The sequence below is a fragment of the Streptacidiphilus sp. EB129 genome, from assembly GCF_041262645.1.
Lineage (GTDB): Bacteria > Actinomycetota > Actinomycetes > Streptomycetales > Streptomycetaceae > Streptacidiphilus.
Genome location: NZ_JBGCCS010000013.1, coordinates 177,025 through 196,623, shown reverse-complemented (window position 1 = coordinate 196,623; position 19,599 = coordinate 177,025). Strand labels below are relative to the sequence as shown.

The following is a 19,599-nucleotide window of genomic DNA, read 5'->3' as shown; positions in this document are numbered from 1 at the left end:
CGCTGAGTAGTACTTGTGCACCATCGGTGCCATCTCTTCCTCTGAATCCACGAGATCCAGTGTCCGTGATGTCCACCGATTGGGGGGAAGCCCCCCGGATGGGGGTCGGTCGTGCTGCGCACGGACGGAACCCTGCTCACCTACAACGACCGCAACCGCGTCGTGCCCGGTGTGGTGCACCGCCCCGTACCCGAGCCGTCCGGCGCGGCCCCGTGCGCGCGCTGCGGCTACTGGCTCAGCGAGCACGGCCCGCAGCCGCCGTACACCGCGTGCGGAGCCCACACCGCGCCCACCGCGTGACCACGCCCGCTCCCTGCGCCCCCATCACTGTCCTGGATTGGATCCGCGATGCTCTGGCCCACTCTGCTGCTCATGCACTACGCCCGCGCGGTCGACAAGGACGGTGGCGACGCGGTCGCCGAGGCCGACCGCCGCACCTCGATCGCCGATGCCCGCGCTGCGGTGTGCATCCACAAGGGCACCGCCCTGGACGACATTGACCCGGCGTCCGACTACGACCACTCCGACCGTGCCTATCGGCTGGCGCGCGGGTCCTGGGCGGACCTGGTGGGACACGGCCCGGTGAGCGACTACGTCCGCTCCGACATCGCGAAGGCGTACGCGCTCTGGTTGGCGGCACGCCCCGATCTGGCGCGGGACGACCGCTGGCCGGGGCTGGACGAGGACGCCGAGGGATGACCCACGGCGTCCGGGGGCGGCCGGTGTGCCGCCCGCCCCCCAAGCCGGCCCCGACCCGCTCGACCCTCACTCCCCCGCCGCCAGGTGGCCCCTGGCGGCGGCTCGAACCACCGCACCTACACAGGAGACACGACACGTGAACGAGCAGAACAGCAGTACCCGCCGGATCACCGCCGCGCCGGGAGACGCCGCCGAGGCGGAGCGGCTGGCCGCCGAGGCCATCGACGCCACGGCCGCCGCCTACCTCTACGAGCTGCACGCCGCCGACGGCGGAGAGAGCGCGCGCCTGGTGCCGACGCGCAGCGCGCTGCTGGGGGTGGCCAACGCCCTGCGGCGCGGCAAGGTCGTGGAGTCGGACGGCCGGGGAACGGTAACCATCCAGCACCGGCGCAAGGCATCGGCGACGACGTACCGGCCGCAGCCCACCAGTGGTGACGCGGCGAGCGACAAGGCGCAGCGCGGAGAGGTTGTCCCGGCAGTGGAGGCGCGGCCGGGAGACGTGGAGCCGGGCGAAGCGGGTGCGGTGGAGCCGGGTGGTCTGGAACTGCTGACTTACGGTGCGGGGGCGCTGCCGGGGCTGGCCGCGTTGTACCGGGCGCGGTTGTGGACCGGGGCGGAGTGGGTTGCGTGCCCGGCGGTGGACCCGGACGGGCAGATCAGCGGCGCAGCTCTTGTGCCGTTCCTGTCCGCCGTGTTCGGACCCAGTGGTCTGCTGGTCCGCGAGGAGGACGGGGTGCTGAGCTTCAGTTGCACGCCCGTGCCGGACCGGCCGGTGTCGCTGCGCCTGGAACCGGTCGACGGCGCGCGGGTGCTGGCCGCTGGTGAGCCTGTCGGCTGGGCGTCCAGGTTCACCGCCTGGACGTGCGAGCAGCCAGGTGCCGGTTGGGTACGGATGGCCGATGAGGACGACAACGAAGTGCGCGCGGTCGCGGTGCAGTTGTTCGTCACTGACGGTGCACGGGGCGGAGTCACGGCGACCGTGGACGCGGACGGCGTGGTCAAGCTGTCCGGACTGCTGAGCCCGGTGATCCGGCTGTGTCCCGTTCCCGTCGCTCCTGCGCCGGTGCACCTGGGATCGCGTGAGGTGGCCAAGGTGCTGCGGCAGCATCTGAAGGCGAGGTTTCCCGGCGCGCGGATCAGTGTGCGCTGCGGAACCGGCACCGCGTACTCGTGGCTGAGTGTGTCCTGGACCGACGGACCCTCAGAAGCTGAGGTGGGCGCGGTATGCGAGCCGTGGCACGGCAGCCGGTTCAACGGCATGACGGACGGCTACGACCGCTGTGAGCCGCTGATGGTCGCGCTGGAACCCGGTGCCCTGCCGGTGGCGGTCAGTCCCGCAGTGGACGGGATCAACTACTCCCGCGAGTTCTCCCCCGAGACGAAGGGGCGCGCGCTGGAGATCCTCTCCGCCCACTACGGGCGTCCCATCACGGGCCACGGGGACAGGAGCCTGCCGGTGACCTCGATCGCCGGGGAGCGGATCGCGGGCGGATCGTGCTGGACCCAGCTGAAGGAGGTCGTGGACAAGGTCGTGCTGCGCAGCGCCCAGGACTGAGCCGGGCGTGCGGGGGTCCGGCCGGGGCAGTGTGCTGCTGCTCCCGGCCGGACCCCTCTCCGCTTTGGTTGCTCTATCCGGGTGAACATGCCCCGGCCTGGTGGTTTTTGACACCAAGCCATGTAAAACAATGTATTGTTGGTCATGTCGGAAGGGGTTGGCGCCCCGCCCGGCATCTCGAACCGCAAGCACCGAACGGAAGGCACCACACGTGAGCATCACCGCGACCGAGCAGACGCAGCCGGCCCCCGCCGTCGAGGGCGACCCCGGCACCACCATGCGCAGCGTGGGACGGCTGGAGTACCTGGACCCGCGCGTCCTGGTGATCGACCCGTTCAACCACCGCAAGTCCCGCGAAGGCCAGGAGGTCCGTCCGGACGCGGCGCTGATCGCTTCCGTCGAGGCGGTGGGGGTGGACACGCCCATCACGGTCCGCCCGCAGGCCGACGGGCAGACCCTGGGGGCGGTCAAGGGACAGCGCCGTCTGATGGCGGCGGTCATCGCTGCCGAGAAAGCCGTGAAGGCCGGGAAGCCGATTGTCCTGATCCCGGCGCTGGTGCGCGAGGACCTGGCCGGGGTCGATGACGAAGCCCTGGTGCTCTCGATGATCGAGAACACCCACCGTCAGGCCGCCAGCAGGCGTGACGACATGGACGCGCTCACCCAGCTCGCGCTCATGCCGATGACCGCCACCAAGCGCAAGAAGCACGCGAAGACCCTGGGCTACAAGGCCGCCGAGATCGAGGCCGCCAACCAGGCCGCCCAGCTCGATGACGAGGCCCTGGCCGACGCGATGGACGCCGATTTCGACATCGTGGAGATGGCCGAGTGGCAGTCCGTCGGCGGCGACGACAGCGACCTGTGGGACCTCAAGCAGGCCAAGGCCAAGGACCGCAGCGAGGGCAAGGGACGGCGCGGGCACTGGAACCACGCTATCGCCCGGCTGCGCCAGGAGCTGCAGGAGCAGGCCGAGCACGACAGGGTCGAGGCGGAGCTGAGGGCGGCGGGCACCGCCGTCACCGAGAAGCGGTGGAACTGGGGGCAGACCACCGAACGCCCGCTGTCGGACCTGGTCAACGCGCTCGGCAGGACGATCACGGCGGAGCGGCACGCGGAGATGTGCACGGCTCACGGTGCCTACATCGACCGCGACAACACCCCGGTCTATGTGTGCACCGACTGGCGCAAGGCCGGTCACCAGCTCAGCGAGGCCGCTGCGAAGGCCGACGGCGGCCGGGGCGGGTCGGAGAAGCTGGACGCGGCAGCGAAGGGCAGGCGCACGCGGACGTACAAGCCGCTGTGGCTGGCCGCCCGCGAGGTCCGCAAGGACTTCATCACCGAGCTCGTCGCCCGTAAGGAGACGACGAAGGCAACGTGGGACCAGGTGCTCACCGTCACCGTCGCTACCCCGCACTGGTACACGGACGGACTGGCCAAGCACGAGACCAAGGACCTGTCCCGCTTCCTGAAGATGAAGGACCCGAAGCTCAGCGCCTATCGCCACACCGAGCGCACCAAGGCGTTCGCGCAGGTGATCGCCCGCACCCCCGCCGCCCGGCGCGGCAACGTCCTGTTCGCGCAGCTCGCCGCCGCCGCCGAGCTCGTCACCATGCACGACCGCGCATGGGACGCGCCGGACACCGAGGTCGTCGCCTGGCTGGAATTCCTGGCCAGTGAGGGCTACACCCTCTCCGAGGTCGAGACCGAGGTGATCGCCACCGCCAAGGAATCCACCGCGAAGCGCAGCGCCCTGATGGCCCCGACACCCGCCGCACCAGAGCAGCAGGACGACCAGGACGAGGCCGACGGTCAGCAGCAGGACCAGGCGGATGGCGAGCAGCCCGCCGACGCTCACGAGGACGACGCCGCGCCGGTCGCAGAGGCGGCTGACGAGGGGCAGTGGGACCACCACGGCGACGCGCACGAGCAGCCGGCCCCGGCCGAGGGCGAGGGCGTCGGGAGCGACGGACAGGAGTAGGACCGCGTGGCGGCCCCGGACCGGGGCCGCCACCACCGGGCGGCGGTTGGCCCCGCCGCCCGGCCACTCGCACCGCATTCCGCGTCCGAGGAGCAGCGCCGTGATTCAGCAGGACCGCAGGACCGGCGGCAGGACAGCCGCAGGCGAGTTGCGCGCCGTACTGGCGCAGTGTCAGATCTCGACCGGGACGCAGTCCTGGGGCGGTGCGTCGGTGGTCGTCGTCACGCTGGCGGACGGCAGCACCATGTGGATCAGTGACGACGATTGCGCGGCCGACTTCGCCCCCCGAGGCGCACACCGGGTGGCTCGCCAACCTGTACCCCGACCTGGTCCAGGCCCCGGGGGACTTCTCCACCCTCTACCGCTCCCGCAGCCGCGATTTCGAGCGGGACACGGCCGAGCTGGTCGCGGTCGTGGTCCAGTGCGCCCGCGAGCGCGGCGGCAGCGCTGTCTGAGCCCAGGGCATACGACCGGCGACCGTCCGCCCGGAGGCGGGACCCTTGCGGGCCACTGGCTAGGCACGGTCGCCGGTCGCTCTCGAACCGCACGCACCGCCCGCAGGCGGAGCACGCGATACCCCAAGGCTACCGGCCCCAACTGCCTGCCGATGACACCCGACCGGACCTGTCGCGCGACGCCCGGCCGGGCGGAGTCATCACGACAACTGATCACCCCTGGAGGACAACCACCAGGCCCCCGCTGCTCGCCGCTCCATGCGACTGTCCGGGCGAGGTCGCCCGGCAGTACTACCGCACCGCCCGCACCCTGCGGGACCACATGCGTGCACTACTGCTCACCTGCACCGATCCGGCTGCACAGCAGCATCTTCGCCGGGCCGAGTCGCTGGCCAGCCAGGTACTCGCGGCGGCCGAGCCGCTCGGCTACGGCCCCCAGCAGCCACCCCCGTGCCGCTGCCCTGCAAGCCCTCAGCGCTCTGCTGCGGCGTGCCTACGCGCACTCCCGCGCCTTCCACCGCCTCCCGCGCCCGACCGCCGCGCCGCAGCCGTAGGAGCGACGAGCGCGCCCGCGACGCGCCGGACTCCGGCGGGGCGCCGATCGGGTGAACTCCGGCACGGCGGGCCGCATTCACGCATGAATGCACGTCAAATCTTGTATTGTTGTCTATGTCGGAAGGGGTTGGCGCCCCATCCGGCACCTCGAACCGCACCACCAGGGAGTACACCGTGGAGCACCTGATCATCGACGTCGTCGCCAGCCGCACCGAGGGCGACATCCTGCACCTGGACCCGAGCGACGTCACCCAGACCTGCCTGGCCTGCGCCATCGACCCGGCCCAGACCCACGGCCCGTGCCCGCTGGACGCCTCCGCCGCAGCCCAGCGCCCCGACTGGCGCACCATGTCCGCGCTGGCCTTCACCAGCACCCCCACGGTCACGCAGCCGGCGATGTTCGCCACCGGCACCGACCGCCTGGGCACCCCGTCCCTGCTCGACGCCGAGGACGAGCACCACCTCTTCTGACGAACCGCTCTGCTCCGGGCGGCGGTTGGCCCCGCCGCCCGGACCTCGAATCCCACCACCCGTGAAAGGGCACCGCCATGGACGACGACAACGAGCGCGCCATCCCCACCATCCCCCTGCCCCGCCCGCGCCGCAGCCCCGAGAACCCGCCGCCCAAGCCCAACGTCCCCAGCCAGCCCAAGTACGACAGATGAACCGGCCGGGCGGCGGTGGCCCCGCCGCCCGGCACCCCTCGAACCGCACCTACGACCACCCCAGGAGCAGCACCCGTGAGCAGCACCCGCATCGGATGCGCCCATCCCGGCAACGCCCGCGTCGCCTACACGCTGCGCGCCGTCGATCCCGCCGCGATGTTCCCCCACCCACTGCCCGGCGACCCGGCCGCCTCCCACGATCGGCACGCCCGCCTGGACGCGCGGATCAGAGTCGCGGCGCTCGGTCTGGGCACCGTGCAGCGGCGCGCCCGCCAGGCCGCTAGCGCGTACCGGTACGCCGCCGCCGCGATCGACGACGACCGCTGCGCTACCCCGGACGCGGACTGGTTCGCCGCCCAGAGCACCGTCTGCCGACGCCGGGCCGAACTCGCCGCCGACGAGAGGGCCGCGCGCCCCGAGGGCGGCACCGACCTGTCCTGGGGGCGTCTCGCCGCCGCCTACGCCTGGACCGCCCTGCACCTGGACGACGCCCGGCACAGCAGCCGCGAAGACGCCGCCGCCTGGCTGCGCACCGCAGCCCTCCGCCTGGACGGCGCGACCCGCCGACCGAGCGTCAGCCATCCCCGCGCCGGGCGGCGGGAACCGCCGCCCGGCGACCACCTGCCCGTGCCGCACAGGCCGGGCCGACCCGAAGAGAGGCGGAACGGATGACCGTCCACGTCGTCCAGTTCAGCGGCGGCATCGGCAGCTTCCACGTCGCGGTGCGCGTGGCCGAACAGGTGCCCACCCGCGACCTGGTGCTGCTCATCGCCGACACCAAGATCGAAGATCCCGACCTGTGGAGGTTCGCCCGCGCCACCAGCCGCCTGCTCGGAGTCCCGCTCACCCGCGTCGCCGACGGGCGCACTCCCTGGGAGGTGTTCCGCGACAAGCGCTTTCTGGGCAATGACCTGCGTACTCCATGCAGCGCCGTGCTGAAGCAGATCCCGTGCCGTCGATGGATGGAACAGCACGCCCACCCGGACGACGCGGTCACCTATGTCGGCATCGTGGGCACCGCGCACGACCGTGCCCGCATCCCGGCGATCCGGGCCGGCTGGAAGCCGTGGACAGTGCGCTTCCCGCTGGCCGAGGACGAGACCCCGGCCAGCGAGGAGGAGCTGAGAGAGGAGCTGTTCCAGGGGGCGCGGCGTCTGGGAGTGGAGCCCCCGCGGCTGTACACACTGGGCTACGAGCACAACAACTGCGGCGGGACCTGCGTACGCGCAGGCGCCGCCCAGTGGAGGCGCACCCTCGAAGTCTTCCCCGAGCGCTTCGCCCAGGCCGAGGCCGAAGAGGAAGCGCTGCGCCGCGAGCTCGGCCAGGTGGCGATCCTCACCCAGACCCGATCCGGCGTCAAAAGGCCGCTGCCGCTGACCGAGCTGCGCCGCCAGGAACAGCGCTGTGATCAGCGAGGCCGAGCCGATCGGGTGAACTTCCCTCAGGAGTAGGCGATTTCACCCCGCTTGACGCTTAAATAATGTATTGTTGGTCATGTCGGACGGGGTTGGCGCCCCATCCGGCCACTCGAACCGCACCACGTGAAGGAGACACCGTGCACCAGCTCATGTTCAGCCCGGACACCCTTGAAGGGGCCTCGATCTGCGCCCTGCTCGCACGTCTGCAGGACGAGCAGGAAGGCACCGGCGACTGGAACGGCAGCAGAACCATCGAGGTGCTCAACGACTGGTTCGCCGAACTCGGCCTGGACGTCGAGGAACCCGCGCCCAGCGGCGACCTGCGCGAGAGGCTGCGCCTGATGCGGCCCGGCGACCTGCTCCCGCTCGCACACGACGTCCACGGCGACGACGGCACGTACTTCGCCGACGGCACCCAGGTCACCTGGACCTGCGAGCGCTGCACCATCACCCGCACCGGGACCACCGTCGGCGCCGAACGGGAATCCGAGCACACCGCCCCGCTGCAGCTGGTCCGCTTCGACACCTCCCCGCTGCTCCCGGACGGCATGCCCGCAGCGGAGCCGGCGGACGCTGTGTCGTACCCCGTGCACCCCTGGCAGCTGGTGCGCACCAGCGAGGTCAGGACGCACTGACCAGCACGAATCCGCCGGGCGGCGGTTGGCCCCGCCGCCCGGCCCCTCGAACCGCACCCACACGAGAGAGCGAGACACCCATGACCGGCACCGATCTGGCATCCCTCCCGGACCACTTCGCCATCGCCTGGCACGACGCCCTGGGCTCACCCGACTGCCCCCACCGCGGGCTGACCGTGCAGACGGCCGCTGAGGTCACGGCCCTGCTGCGCGCACCGGCCCCCACCGAGCAGCTGCACACCGCCTTCCCGGACGGTAGCCCGGCCCTGACGGTCACCCCGCTGCACCTGGACTGGCGCACCGCGACCGAGGACCAGGCCCGCGCCGCCGCCGGGCTGGCCGGCACCTAGTGGTGGAGCCAGGAGTGCGTGGACGCCTTCAACCAGCACCGGCTGGACGCGGCCGACGTCGCCGAGGTGCTGTCGGTCCTCGCCGGTGAGGGCGAGTTCATCGCGCTGAGCGCCCACGCGGCGGCCGCCACGCTGAACAACTCCGCGCTGGTCTTCGTCCCCGACCAGGCCCCGGCCCACTGGATCACCTGGCGCCGGTAGCGGCCCCGGTGCCGGGCGCGCCCAGCCGCCGCGCCCGGCACCCCGCCCATCGGCCCCTCTCCCCTTCCTTCTTCCGTTGCTGTGACTGGAGTTCCGTCATGCCCCGCTCCGCCGCACTCCCCGTCGCCGATGCCCCGTCCCCTGCGACACGCCCGCTGGTCCCGGTGTGCTTCGGGCAGCCCGCCCTGCTGGTGCTGCAGGCCACCGTCGTCGAACCCGACGGCACTACTGGGCACCTCGCCCTGGCGATGCCCGCCGTCCCCTTCGGCACCCAGCCCTGGCAGCTGTTCGCCCTGCTCACCTACCTGCACCAACTGCGCGAGAGCGCGCAGGACCCCACCGCCGCATCACTGCGCGCCCACCTGGCCGGTCCCGTCCCCGTGCCGCTGCCCACCTGGCACTACCCGTACCTGGTACTGCACGACCCCCGCGTGACCACACTGATCGACGTCGCCCTGGGTCCGCGCGACACCTCCAGGTGGCCGGGCGTGTCGGTGACCGTACTGGAGCAGGAGCGCGGCGGATGCTCCCCCTTCTCCCGGATCCGCCACCACCACGGCGCCCGTGCCCTGGCCGCGCACACCGCCCTGGAACTGCACTGCGAGCGCGACCACCTCGCCTCCACCGCGCAGCGCACCACCAGCCCCGCACTGCGCGCCAGCGCCGACCTGGCCCACCGCCTGGCCGAGCGAGCCCAGGAGATCGAGCAGGCCGCCCGCGCCGACCGGCACCGCTGCCACGCCGACCAGGCCCGCAGCGCCCTGCAAACCACCGGCACCGCGGCCGCCCGCAGCCGCTTCGCCCCGCCACCGGCAGCGCGCGCCGAGCTGGCCGGTGAACCCGGCGCCCTCCGGGCGCTGACGGGCACCGTGACCCGCGCCCCCGAACTGCGCCTGGCGGGCGGGATCCCGGTCGCCCGGCTGCAGGTCGCCGTCGACCCCGACAGCAACCACGACCCCGACGGCCTCGCGCAGCTGGCGGTCTGCACCCTGACCGGGCAGGCGGCGCGCAACGCGGCCACCGACCGATTCGCGGTCGGCACACGGGTGGTGATCGCGGGAACCGTGACGCTCCATCACTACACCCGCCCCGCCGACGGGATCCCGCACACCGCCGTCTCCCTCGACGTCGTGGCCATCGGCCCCGACCTGGCCCGCACCCCACCCGTGCACACCGCCCCCACGCGATGACCCGCCCGCACAGCATCCGCAATCCAGCCGCAGAGACCAGACCCCGCACAGGGCGTCGGCCCCCCGCCCCGTGGGCGCCGCCGCCTCGGCGGCGGCGCCCACGGACATCCCAGCGCCGATCAAAGCGAAGGACCGCCCATCGTGAACACGACGGCCGCGCTGCTCACCGCTCGCGCCGTTGCCGATACCCCGCTCCGTGCCGGACCTGCCCAAGTACCGGATCAACCCCGGGCTCGGGAACGTCGTCACCCGCTGCGGCCGCGCCCCCCCAGGAACGCAGCCAGGATGCGCTTGCGGAGGCGTTGGCGCTCGTCGAACTCCCTCTCGCACCGACCGCGCCCGACCGCAGCAAGGTCCGCCTCGCTGCCTGATCGATCCCCCGCGCCGGGCCCCCGCCGGGGCCCGGCGCCACGGCTGAGACGCACTCGTGATCCCGATCGGGTGGTTCTGGTGACCGAGCTGGTGACCGAGCCGCGATGTAATCGGCCGCTACCCCCGAATCACCAACCGACACAGGAGAGTCACCGCCATGTGGACCGTTGCCCACCGCACCGCCGACGGCGAGCTGATCGTCAGCATCCTGGCCCACGACAAAGCCGACGCCGAACGCAACCGGCGCGAGTACATCCAGGGCGGCTACCTGCCGCCCGACGCCTTCACCGAGTACCGCGCCGACATCACCAGCTGGGACGACGTCCCCGACGACCCGGCGCCGGACGCGGCCGCAGCACCGCCGGTGCCAGCGCCTGTCCGCACTCCAGGCGTCGTGCTCAGAGCGCTGTCGCGGCTCGCTGGGCGGCCGGCACCGGGCCCGCGGCGCGTCGACCACACCGCTGGAGCACACACGATGGCCCGACCCGGTCCGGTGATCTCGGCCCTGGACCCCGCAGTCGGACCCGCGATGCGCGAGTTCCTCACGGCGTGCGCCGACGAAGGCAATCTGCACCGGCCGGTACCGGGCTGGGAACCGAACGCCCCCGGCATCCTGCACGCCGCCGCGCTCAGTGCGACAGCGACGGGCTCGGCCGCACTGCTGGTGTGGGTGGCCGACCAGGCTCGTTCGGCGTACGACTCCCGTACCGACACCGCACAGCACCTCGAACACCTCACCGGCCTGTGGGGGCCTCCAGCAGCGTGGGTCCTGCTCGTGCTGGTCATCCTGGCTTCCCTGCGGATCACCACCCAGGCTGTGGTGCGCCGCAGGGCTTTCGCCGACGAGGACCGGCTCCTGCACGAGGCGCAGGACCACTTCGTGCTGGCGAGCGAACTGACTGAGGAGGCCGCCGAGCTGGTCGTCCGGGCCCAGCAGGCCGCCGCCACCGTGCTGCGCACGGGCGTACACGCCAAGGGCCTGATCAACCGTCAGCGCAACGACGAGAGATGCTGCCCGCCGAGGTCTGGACGATCGCCAGGCTGCTGCGCCAGTACAGCAGCCTGTCCGCCGATCAGCCCCACCACGCCGTCACCCCCGCGCTACGGCAGATCGACTCAGCGCGCGCCGACCTGCTGGAGGGCAGCCTGCTCCTGATCGAAGCCCGAGTCGCAACTCTGGAGTCGTACGCGGCACACGCCGCCACGGCCGACATCCACTACACGCAGTGGCGCCAGGCCCTGGCCCTGACCGCCCAGCAGGACCGCCTGCACGCACTGCTGGACGCCGCCGACATGCCCCAGGCGCAGGCAGAGCAGCTGCGGGAGATGGCCGAACAATGCGTCGCGATCACCGCGACCCTCCGCACCGGCGGCAGCGCGCCCTCAGCAGCCGCAGCCGCGGCCGCTGAGGGCGATCCCAGAGGCGCTATCACCCCGTTCCACTGAGGCCCCTGTTCGGCCGGCCATGAGAAGCCCCAGTAGTGACGTACCCGGCACACGCCGGCTGCGGTACACCGCGATCCCGCCTGAGAGGACCATCCCGTGCAAGCGATCCACATCGACGCCGACGGCGCCGTTGCCGCCATTGACCTTCCCGACCACCGCGGCGACCAGTACGCCGCTGTCCGCACCATGCTGGGCGGGGACGCCGACCAGGCCGTCTACCACCGCAGCGCCCTCCTGTGGGTGCACGGCGACGGCCAGCGGCAGCACCTGCCGGCGAACCTGGTCGCCTGGACACTGGCCAGCGCGTGGCGCGGCGTCGCGCTCCCCTACCAGCTGTTCGGCGACGTCGTGGTCACCGGCCGGGACAGCGACGGTGACAGCGCCCCGCTCACCGACCGCCTCGCCGGACAGGTACGCGCCGTCGCCGGCACCGTCGAGGAGACCATGACCGGCTGGCGGATGCGCCCTCCCATCTCCCAGGACGCCGCCATCAGCCAGCTTCTGGCGTACGCCCGCAACGACGTGAACGGCTGATCTGCACCGCACAAACCATGATTCCGATCGCGCCCCGGGAGCGGTGGCCGAAATGTGGGGTCACGCCGGGCTTCAGGCACGTGGGGCAACGGAGATCTGGGTCAGCGGGGCGGAGCGTCAGGCGCCCCATCGGGCGACGACGGCCTCCTCAATGCTGAAGGGCACTCCGCAGTCCGCACACTGAGCCGCGCCGAAGACGTAGGTCAGCTTGTGTGCGAGGTCAGGGTGGCCGTCCGCGAGTATGCGCGTGTGCAGCCTTCTGGCCAGGCCCTGCATCGCCGAGGGGTCCTGTGGATGGAGGGGGAGCTGCTTGGCGGGCGCGTGTCGCATGTACATGCTGTCCGTGGTCGAGAAGTAGCCGTACTCACCGAAGACGACGAAGTTCTCCGTCTGGTACACGGGGCAGGGCAGTTCGTACTCCTCGCCGTTGAGTCCGTCGATCTGCTCGCCCCCCGCCTCGACGGCCTCGAAGCTGAGCAGGGTCCCCAGCAGCTGGACGTAGTTGACGGTGTCTGCGGTCATCCCGGGGTCCTGCAGGGCTTCCTCAGTCAGCCCGCGCAGCTCGGCGATCTCAGCCGGGTGAGACAGGTAGGGGTCCTCTCCGCTGTCGGGCCGGTCGACGATGGCGCCGGCCAGGTAGAGCGGCATCCTTCGCTCCGTGGCTGACCACCGGCGGGCCGTATCGGCGAGGGCCGGGAGCGCGGCATAACTGGCCGAGTAGACCGGGCCCTGATGGCACAGGCGCGACCACAGCGCGTCCCAGCCGGCGTCCTGCGGATCCGGGCTCATGGCAGCGAGGAGGCCGGGAATGTCCTGGGCGGTGCCGTAGGCATGGTTGAGCTGGGACCAGTCCGTCATGCAGCTGATCCAAGCAAACGGCCCGGGCCCGGCTGTTGCCGGGTCCAGGCCCGGACGGGATGGCGTCAGGCCACGTAGCGGGCGGGGCGGGGGCGACGCTGGCCGGGAGCCTGTGGGCGACGAGGTAGGTGGATGGAACCGCACAAGAAGCCACGGCGCGGTACCAGTGGTCACGTCGTCAGAGCAAGACCGAAACCGCCAGGCCCCAGCGTGGACACCCCGCCCGACTTGCACATGAAGCATGGTATTTTTTTGGATGTCGGGACTGTCCCGAGTCATCCCTGGAGGTCACCGTGATTCCTGCCGGCGTGACGCCCGCCGACTCCGCCTTCGCGGCAAAGCTGCAGGGCATCAGCGTGGCCACGTTCCGTCGGCACAAGGCCTGGGAGCAACTGCCCCCAGTCCTGAGCCGCAAGGACGCCAAGGTACGGATCTGGTCCCAGGAGCAACTGCTCGCCGCGCACGCCGGCGAGCCGATCCCCCCGCTGCCCAGGCAACTGACCGTGGAGGAGATGTCCGAGGAGCAGCGGGCCGCGGTGGAGGCCGGGGAGGCGGTGCCCACGGCGCCGGATCCCGATGACCTGCTGGACTATGAGGAGGCCCGGCTCGCGCTTCCCGCGGAGCGGCGCCCGGCACCGGTCACCTGGCGCGGCTACATCCTCTACGGCACCGGCCCGACGCCCAGGCCGCAGGACGAGCACTTCGGCGTGCCGCACTGGCGGCGCGGCGCACTGGCCGAGTGGAACGCCCAGCGGCGCGGCCGTGGCGGCGGTCCGGGCCGGCAGGGAGCTCCGGACAAGAACGGGCGTGTGCTGAAGGCCGAGCGGTGGACCATCGCCGAGCAGCGGCGTGAGCGGGCGGCGCAGATGCTGGCCGAGCAGCCCGAGCTGCGTGCCGAGACCCTGGCCCAGGAGCTCGGGGTGACCCAGCGGCACGCCGAGCGGCTGCTTGCCCAGGCCCGGGCGGAGCTCAACGCCCGGTAACGGTGGACGGTCTCCGCGGCAGTGGTGACTCAGTCACCAGTACGGTCACCAGGGCTTTGACGCGCATCCGTGACCGCACGGCCCCGGACTGGTGACTGGCCCGGTGACGCTCTGGGGCTTGCCTGGACGGTACGTCCACGTCTCGGAGGCCCCTGATGTCCGTCCCCGTCCTGCCGCATCTCCTCGACCCGTCGCTGCGCTCCCTGCTGGCCGCCGCCGTGGTGTATCTCGCCGCCGGCGTCGGCTTCTTCGCCGTGACCGGCGTGGATCTGCCGGAGCATCTGCGGTCCACCAGGCGCGAGGACTTCGGCCGCTCACGCTCGTGCACCGCGTGGGCGCTGGTCGTGCTCGCTGTGGTGGTCCTGCTGTGGCCGGCCGCACCGGTCCTGCGCGCCGCACGCACCCCGTGGGTCCGCTCCCGACTCACCGCGCTCTCCGCGCTGGTCAGCACGGGCATCGCCCGCCTTGTACCCCGCCGGGTGGACCCGGTGCCGGACGCAGTCGGCCTGCAGCAGGCCCTCGCCGACACCCGGGAGGCGGACCTCGACGACCTGGACGCGCGCCCGGACTTCACCGCGGCGATCCACCGCGTGCGCGCCGCATGCGAGGCCGAGCGCCTGGTCGACGCCGTGTTCCTGGCCAGCGCCCTGGTCGACGACGTCACCCGCACGTGCGGGCCGGAAAGCTCCCCAGCCGTGGACGCCCTGGAACTGCTCGCACATGTCGCGCACCTGGTGGGCGACGACACCCGCTCCGTACAGCTGTACGTACAGGTGGCCGCGCGCCGTGCCTGGAACTTCGGCATCGACCACCCCGGGGCCAGGACGGCGGTCCGCAACGCCCACGCCGTGTGGCTGACAGCCTCCGATCAGGCCGCCCTGCGCACCGGGATCCTGCTGCTCCCCTACGTACGGTGGTTCGCCGGCGAGCTGGCACCGGTGACCGTGGCCGGCGAGCATCGCCTGCGCGAACTACAGGCCGCCGTCTCGTGTCAGCAACCTTGACCGAACCCACCACTTGAGCAGCCGGCGCCTGCCCGGCTGCGCGGGCGGGCAGTAAGGGACCGCGGACGTTGTGATCACGTTGTCGATCAGCCGGTCGCACAGTTGGCGGAGCCGCGGGCCGGGTGCGCGTGTCCTCTGACACTGAAGTTGGACCGATAGCCAGCGAAGTTGGACGGGTTCGGGCGAGCTCGCGAAGGGGCGCCTCCGCGGAGACGCCCCTGCGGTCTGGCTCCAGTCCTACTGGGGTTTGAAGGAACGGATCTGGTAGTTGCCTTGCAGGTTGCCGCCCGCGCCAGCGTGGGTGGACCCAATGCGTGCGTGGTAGTTGGTCTGCGTGTAGTACTGCACGCGGTGCCCGGTTCCGTTCCATACAGAGCGCACGTGCTGTCCCCTTTGGATGAAGGAACAGTCGTCGGCGGTGTTCGCCTTGCTGGACTGCGACCACTGGCAGCGGGTTCCCCCGCCGTTCCAGCCGCTGTAGATGCAGAAGTATCCGGGGGTGCAGTTGTAGGCCGCCGGACTGCTGGATGCCGCGGGGGCCGCGGTCGCGGAGGGTACGGCACCGAAGGCCGCGACCAAGGCGGCCGCGGCGACAGCGAACGAGTGGATGCGACGCATGGCGGGATCTCCTCTTCCTCGTTGGTGGTGCGGAGCTGGCACGCCGCCGTGGACAGACTGAGCAACTGGGGGCAGCAGCCAAGACCCCGATCAGTCCAACGAGGTGCACCAGACCAGGAAACGGGCGGTGACTCCGGGCCACGAACAGAGACCACTGGTCCAACTTCCATGGCAGGGAACTACGGGTGGTCCAACTCCGATGGCAAGCGGTCCGGATTCAGTGTCAGAGGGCAACGTGGCGGCTGGTGACTTCGGCGAGCGAGTTACCAGAGGCACCGATACGCAGTCGTGATGCCGGGCGGGTGGATCTGGTGACCCAGCTGGTGATCGGTGGGGGCTTGTCTTCAGGGGTCGGCACCAATCCCTCCTGGAGGCCCGTGATGAACCTGTTCCAACGATCTGACGGCGCTTCACCGCGTGCCGTCCCTGTGGCCCTGCCGCTCAGTGGGCGGGGCCGATGAGCGCGGCGGTGCCGACCCTGTTGGAGGCGGTCATCTCGACCGGTCTTGCCGCCGGGTGGTGGATCAGCCAGAACGTGCTGTTCGTCGGCGTCGGCCTGGCCGTGCTGCTGATTGCCACTGTCGCTGTCCGCGACCGTCTGGCGAAGAAGGCGATCGCTAAGCGCGTGCGGTTCACGCTGACCCCGACCCGCCGCTTCGATCCGGTCCCCGAGCAGCTGTGGCGCTACGCCGCCGTCCTGCTGCGCGCATCGAACTGCGGCCCGTGGTGGGCGCCGCTGCGCTCGAAGTCGGTGCGGCTGCGCCTGCGCGCGGACGGCACCTGCGCCCTGGACTGGAGCGTGGAAGGCGCAGCCAGCGCCCACCTGTTGCTCGCGGGCACCCCGTACGACGACGTCACCGTCACCGAGGCCGCCCCGGTTCGCGACAAGGCCCGCGAGTACACCGTGCGTGCGGAGTTCACGGTCGGCGGCAGCCCGGCGGCCGCGCTGCGTGAGGTGCCCTTGCAGCCCGATCCCCTCCAGCCGATCGTCGACGCGGTCGCAGCGCTGCGCGCGGATCTGGGCGACCTGGCGGAGATCGTCCTGGACCTGCAGCCGGTGCCGCACTGGCGGATGCGGCTGCGCCGCTGGCAGTTGATGGCCCAGGCCCGCGAGCGTGCGCGAACCGCGGCGCGCCGTGAGTCACGGATGCAGGCGGTGGACGCCGCTGATCTGGAGGAGTCCTGGGCCTTCCAGCTGGGCCGGCTCCTGGACCCGAACGAGGGCCGTACGGGCTCGCGCCGCCTGGCCATGCCGGCGCGGCCGCGGCCGGTTTCCCGCGAGCAGACCCTGGGACGGCTGGGCAGTGACAGCGGCGTGGTGCGGATCCAACTGCTGGTGCGCTGCAGCTCGGACACCGTCGGCCGCGCCCAGGCCCAGCTCCAGCAGCTCACCGCCGCTCTGGACGTGTTCGCCGGCCCCAGCCGCCTGCGGGTGGACGCACGGCGCCTGGGCCCGTGGCAGGTCAACGCCGACACCGCGTGGCGGAGCAAGTCCTTCGACCGGCGCTGGGCCTCGGGGCTGGTGGTGCCGCGCGGCGAGAACTGGGTGGGGATCGGCGAGCTGGTCGGGCTGCTCAAGCCGCCCACGACGCACTGCCGGATGCCGGTGCTGGCCAGTGACGTGCCCACCTACGAGTTGGGCAGTGCCGAGTTGCTGCCGCACGGCTGGCACACCGCCCCCGACGGCACGTCGCGGCTGATCGCCGGCCCCGTCGAGGAGTCCCTGTTCGGGGTCGCGGTCGGCAAGGCCACCTACGGCAAGACCGAACGCTCCCTGGTCCAGGCGATCGCGCTGGCCCACGGCGGGCACGGCTGCATGTTCATCGACCCCCACGCGGACACCTGGAAGGCCGCCGAGGCGTACCTGGCCCACCACAGCATCCGCGACCGGGTCCAGCGCCTGGACCTGACCAACCCCGGCGACACCGCCCGGGTAGGCGGCTGGAACCCGCTGGCCATGGACAAGGACCCCGATCCCTCGAAGGTCGCAGACGCGGTCGTCGACGCGTTCGCGTCCGTCATGGGCTGGAGTGAGATCACCGCGCCGCGCGCGCTGACCATCTTCATCAAGTGCGTCGAAGCCCTGGTCGCCGTCAACGCCGCGGCCATCGCCGCGAAACTGCCGCGCAGCCAGGCCACGCTGTTCCAGATCCCCGCCCTGCTGCAGGACCCGCTGTGGCGCGAAGCGGCTCTGCGGCACCTGCCCGCCAAGGCCGCCCGCTGGTGGACCACCACCTTCACCACCTACACCGAGGACGCCTTCAGCGTCGTGCTCAACCCCCTGGAGCGGCTCGCCTCCGACCGCGTCGCCCGCGCCCTGCTGGGCACGCCCACCGGCAAATGGGACATCCGCAAGGCCATGGACACCCGCCGCGTGGTGTGGGTCTGCCCGGCCGGCACCGGACCCACCGACCGGCTCCTGGTCTCCCTGCTCATCCAGGACCTGTACCGGGCCGGACTGTCCCGCAAGGACCTGCCCGTCAAACGCCGCCGTCCGTTCTTCGTCTTCCTGGACGAGCTGATCTCCCTGGACGGCGCCGCGTCCGCCACGATCGCCGAGATCACCGAGGAACTGCGCAAGTTCGGGATCCGGCTGCACGCGATGACGCAGCTGCTGCAGCGCATCAGCGCCACCACCCGCGACAGCCTGCTGCAGAACGCCTCCATCCTGTCCACCACCGCCGGCTCCAATGCCGCCATCAAGCTGATCACCGACGAATGGCACGACGCCGTCGACCCGGCCCTGGTCGCCGAACTGCCCAAGTACCACCACTACGTCTCACTGACCGTCGCCGGCAAGCGGGTGGGCCCCCTCAAGATCCGCGGCCCGCAGGTCAAAGACGTATTCCGGGCCCTGCGCAGCAAGGACCAGATCCCCACCCTCACCCGCCGCTCCGTCGGCGCGCTGGGCGCACTGCCCATCGCCCAGCGCCTGGCCATCGCCGACAAACAGGACCAGGTGGTGCTGCGCTTCCTGACCCACGGCGGACCGCCGGCCGACGACACCGGGCCCTGTCTGGCCAAGAGCGGCCCGAAGCGCCCCAACTCCCCCACAGACGCCGCCGCCCGCGCCGACAGCGACGCCACCCCTTCGAGGCACCAGTGAGCACCGACACCACCTTCGCCCAGCAAGCCATGACCGTGCTCTACCAGCACCGCATGGCCACCCTGGCCCAGCTCAACCGGATGCTCGCCCCCGAGCGCAGCAGCGAGTGGCCGCGCAAGAAGATGAACGAACTGCGCGCGCAGGGCCTGGCCGACCACGTGACCATGCCGCTGCCCGGGCGCACCCGGGTCTGGTACCTGACCGACTACGGCCGCTCGATTGCCGCCGACTGGCCCGAACTGCGCGGCCGCCCCTTCCCGCCGGTGGCAGCCGACCCCCTCGCGGTGCGTCTGCGCACCGCGCACACCCTGACCGTGCTGCGCGCCCACCTGGCGTTCCTCGAAGACGCCCGGCACCGCGGCGACGAGTACGGGCCGCTCGACTGGATCCCGGAGAAGTACCACAAGGTCACCGACCAGCGTGACGACGCCGTCATCGCCGACGCCCTGCTGCGCTACACCGCCACCACCAGCAGCGGCCGCGTGCAGTACCGCGCATTCGTCGAAGTCGACCGCGCCACCATGAGCAGCGAACGCCTGGCCGCGAAACTCATCGGCTACGCCCGCTTCCTGGACTACACCCCGATCCCTCCCGGACGGCGCAGCGCCGTCCAGTCCCAGAGCGCGCTGCCGCTGTGGCAGAAGGAGTACCCCAAGTTCCCGCGGGTGCTGTTCGTGCTCACCAACATCGGGCACACGGGACTGCTCAACCGCATCAAGGACCTGAAGTCGATGGCGAGCGGGCATCCGCTGGCCGCCCACCTGGTGCGCCAAGTCCCCGTCGGCGTCGCCCGCCTGGAAGACCTCGAGGACCACGGCCCCAGCGCCTCGGTGTGGACCTGCCTGGACGGCCGCCCCCAGCCCTGCGGGTGGACGGACCTGTAACCCCACCGGTGGTAGCCGACCCCACCCGGCCACCACCCACCACGCATGCCCATACCCGGCGAGCACCCGGGACACCGATCCACGACCAGCACG

General features: G+C 71.7%; 20 protein-coding genes. 18 read left to right on the top strand and 2 right to left on the bottom strand.

The window, feature by feature from the left end; all coding sequences use genetic code 11:
- Positions 1 to 111: 111 nt before the first annotated feature.
- The 14 genes from ABH925_RS18450 to ABH925_RS18385 all read left to right on the top strand — a co-directional run bounded on the left by ABH925_RS18450 (position 112) and on the right by ABH925_RS18385 (position 12,053).
- The gene (locus ABH925_RS18450; RefSeq protein ID WP_370149221.1) at positions 112 to 300 is read left to right on the top strand and encodes a hypothetical protein; all 189 of its coding nucleotides are present in this window, start codon (positions 112 to 114) and stop codon (positions 298 to 300) included.
- 48 nt (positions 301 to 348) lie between these two features.
- Complete coding sequence (locus ABH925_RS18445) at positions 349 to 699, top strand: hypothetical protein (protein ID WP_370149220.1); 351 nt, start codon at positions 349 to 351, stop codon at positions 697 to 699.
- Positions 700 to 835: 136 nt separating this feature from the next.
- The gene (locus tag ABH925_RS18440; protein ID WP_370149218.1) at positions 836 to 2,254 is read left to right on the top strand and encodes an LPD29 domain-containing protein; all 1,419 of its coding nucleotides are present in this window, start codon (positions 836 to 838) and stop codon (positions 2,252 to 2,254) included.
- 211 nt (positions 2,255 to 2,465) lie between these two features.
- Positions 2,466 to 4,232, top strand: coding sequence for a ParB/RepB/Spo0J family partition protein (locus ABH925_RS18435; protein WP_370149215.1), 1,767 nt, complete (start codon positions 2,466 to 2,468; stop codon positions 4,230 to 4,232).
- 254 nt (positions 4,233 to 4,486) lie between these two features.
- Positions 4,487 to 4,687, top strand: a complete 201-nt coding sequence (locus tag ABH925_RS18430) for a hypothetical protein (protein WP_370149213.1) — start codon at positions 4,487 to 4,489, stop codon at positions 4,685 to 4,687.
- A gap of 669 nt (positions 4,688 to 5,356) precedes the next feature.
- Entirely contained in the window at positions 5,357 to 5,713 is a 357-nt protein-coding gene (locus ABH925_RS18425; protein ID WP_370149212.1) for a hypothetical protein, read from the top strand.
- A 269-nt stretch (positions 5,714 to 5,982) separates the two neighbouring features.
- Positions 5,983 to 6,579, top strand: a complete 597-nt coding sequence (locus ABH925_RS18420) for a hypothetical protein (protein WP_370149211.1) — start codon at positions 5,983 to 5,985, stop codon at positions 6,577 to 6,579.
- Positions 6,576 to 7,358 (top strand): hypothetical protein, encoded by a 783-nt coding sequence (locus ABH925_RS18415; RefSeq protein ID WP_370149208.1) that lies wholly within the window; start codon positions 6,576 to 6,578, stop codon positions 7,356 to 7,358. Before ABH925_RS18420 ends, ABH925_RS18415 begins: the two co-directional genes overlap by 4 nt.
- 104 nt (positions 7,359 to 7,462) lie before the next feature.
- Positions 7,463 to 7,960 carry a hypothetical protein gene (locus ABH925_RS18410; protein WP_370149206.1) on the top strand — a complete coding sequence of 166 codons (498 nt, stop codon included), beginning with the start codon at positions 7,463 to 7,465 and terminating at the stop codon, positions 7,958 to 7,960.
- Between the two features lie 80 nt (positions 7,961 to 8,040).
- Positions 8,041 to 8,310: a hypothetical protein gene (locus ABH925_RS18405; protein WP_370149205.1), complete on the top strand. Its 270-nt coding sequence runs from the start codon at positions 8,041 to 8,043 to the stop codon at positions 8,308 to 8,310.
- A gap of 18 nt (positions 8,311 to 8,328) precedes the next feature.
- On the top strand, positions 8,329 to 8,511 hold the full coding sequence (locus ABH925_RS18400; protein WP_370149204.1) for a hypothetical protein: 183 nt from the start codon (positions 8,329 to 8,331) through the stop codon (positions 8,509 to 8,511).
- Positions 8,512 to 8,609: 98 nt separating this feature from the next.
- Complete coding sequence (locus tag ABH925_RS18395; protein ID WP_370149202.1) at positions 8,610 to 9,701, top strand: single-stranded DNA-binding protein; 1,092 nt, start codon at positions 8,610 to 8,612, stop codon at positions 9,699 to 9,701.
- A 529-nt stretch (positions 9,702 to 10,230) separates the two neighbouring features.
- Positions 10,231 to 11,229, top strand: a complete 999-nt coding sequence (locus ABH925_RS18390; protein WP_370149200.1) for a hypothetical protein — start codon at positions 10,231 to 10,233, stop codon at positions 11,227 to 11,229.
- Positions 11,230 to 11,615: 386 nt separating this feature from the next.
- Positions 11,616 to 12,053, top strand: coding sequence for a hypothetical protein (locus ABH925_RS18385; RefSeq protein WP_370149198.1), 438 nt, complete (start codon positions 11,616 to 11,618; stop codon positions 12,051 to 12,053).
- Positions 12,054 to 12,170: 117 nt separating this feature from the next.
- Here ABH925_RS18385 and ABH925_RS18380 read toward each other — a convergent pair whose 3' ends face one another.
- The gene (locus ABH925_RS18380; protein WP_370149197.1) at positions 12,171 to 12,911 is read right to left on the bottom strand and encodes a hypothetical protein; all 741 of its coding nucleotides are present in this window, start codon (positions 12,909 to 12,911) and stop codon (positions 12,171 to 12,173) included.
- A gap of 293 nt (positions 12,912 to 13,204) precedes the next feature.
- Here ABH925_RS18380 and ABH925_RS18375 point away from each other — a divergent pair, with 293 nt between their 5' ends.
- Together ABH925_RS18375 and ABH925_RS18370 are read left to right on the top strand one after the other, a co-directional pair.
- The gene (locus ABH925_RS18375) at positions 13,205 to 13,894 is read left to right on the top strand and encodes a hypothetical protein (RefSeq protein ID WP_370149196.1); all 690 of its coding nucleotides are present in this window, start codon (positions 13,205 to 13,207) and stop codon (positions 13,892 to 13,894) included.
- 155 nt (positions 13,895 to 14,049) lie between these two features.
- Positions 14,050 to 14,898 (top strand): hypothetical protein, encoded by an 849-nt coding sequence (locus ABH925_RS18370; RefSeq protein ID WP_370149194.1) that lies wholly within the window; start codon positions 14,050 to 14,052, stop codon positions 14,896 to 14,898.
- Positions 14,899 to 15,135: 237 nt separating this feature from the next.
- Here ABH925_RS18370 and ABH925_RS18365 read toward each other — a convergent pair whose 3' ends face one another.
- Entirely contained in the window at positions 15,136 to 15,516 is a 381-nt protein-coding gene (locus ABH925_RS18365; protein WP_370149193.1) for a peptidase inhibitor family I36 protein, read from the bottom strand.
- A 469-nt stretch (positions 15,517 to 15,985) separates the two neighbouring features.
- On the opposite strand from ABH925_RS18365, the gene ABH925_RS18360 reads away from it, so the two are divergent.
- Both ABH925_RS18360 and ABH925_RS18355 read left to right on the top strand, forming a co-directional pair.
- Positions 15,986 to 18,622, top strand: coding sequence for a type IV secretory system conjugative DNA transfer family protein (locus ABH925_RS18360; protein ID WP_370149192.1), 2,637 nt, complete (start codon positions 15,986 to 15,988; stop codon positions 18,620 to 18,622).
- Positions 18,619 to 19,506, top strand: a complete 888-nt coding sequence (locus ABH925_RS18355; RefSeq protein ID WP_370149191.1) for a replication-relaxation family protein — start codon at positions 18,619 to 18,621, stop codon at positions 19,504 to 19,506. The genes ABH925_RS18360 and ABH925_RS18355 overlap by 4 nt, the downstream gene beginning before the upstream one ends.
- Positions 19,507 to 19,599: the final 93 nt, after the last annotated feature.

Excerpts from the sequence above, each read along its gene's own strand:
- ABH925_RS18445 (WP_370149220.1), top strand. The coding sequence starts at position 349 with ATGCTCTGGCCCACTCTGCTGCTCATGCACTACGCCCGCGCGGTCGAC.
- ABH925_RS18425 (WP_370149212.1), top strand. The coding sequence starts at position 5,357 with ATGTCGGAAGGGGTTGGCGCCCCATCCGGCACCTCGAACCGCACCACC.
- ABH925_RS18415 (WP_370149208.1), top strand. The coding sequence starts at position 6,576 with ATGACCGTCCACGTCGTCCAGTTCAGCGGCGGCATCGGCAGCTTCCAC.
- ABH925_RS18405 (WP_370149205.1), top strand. The coding sequence starts at position 8,041 with ATGACCGGCACCGATCTGGCATCCCTCCCGGACCACTTCGCCATCGCC.
- ABH925_RS18395 (WP_370149202.1), top strand. The coding sequence starts at position 8,610 with ATGCCCCGCTCCGCCGCACTCCCCGTCGCCGATGCCCCGTCCCCTGCG.
- ABH925_RS18390 (WP_370149200.1), top strand. The coding sequence starts at position 10,231 with ATGTGGACCGTTGCCCACCGCACCGCCGACGGCGAGCTGATCGTCAGC.
- ABH925_RS18380 (WP_370149197.1), bottom strand. The coding sequence starts at position 12,911 with ATGACGGACTGGTCCCAGCTCAACCATGCCTACGGCACCGCCCAGGAC.
- ABH925_RS18370 (WP_370149194.1), top strand. The coding sequence starts at position 14,050 with ATGTCCGTCCCCGTCCTGCCGCATCTCCTCGACCCGTCGCTGCGCTCC.
- ABH925_RS18365 (WP_370149193.1), bottom strand. The coding sequence starts at position 15,516 with ATGCGTCGCATCCACTCGTTCGCTGTCGCCGCGGCCGCCTTGGTCGCG.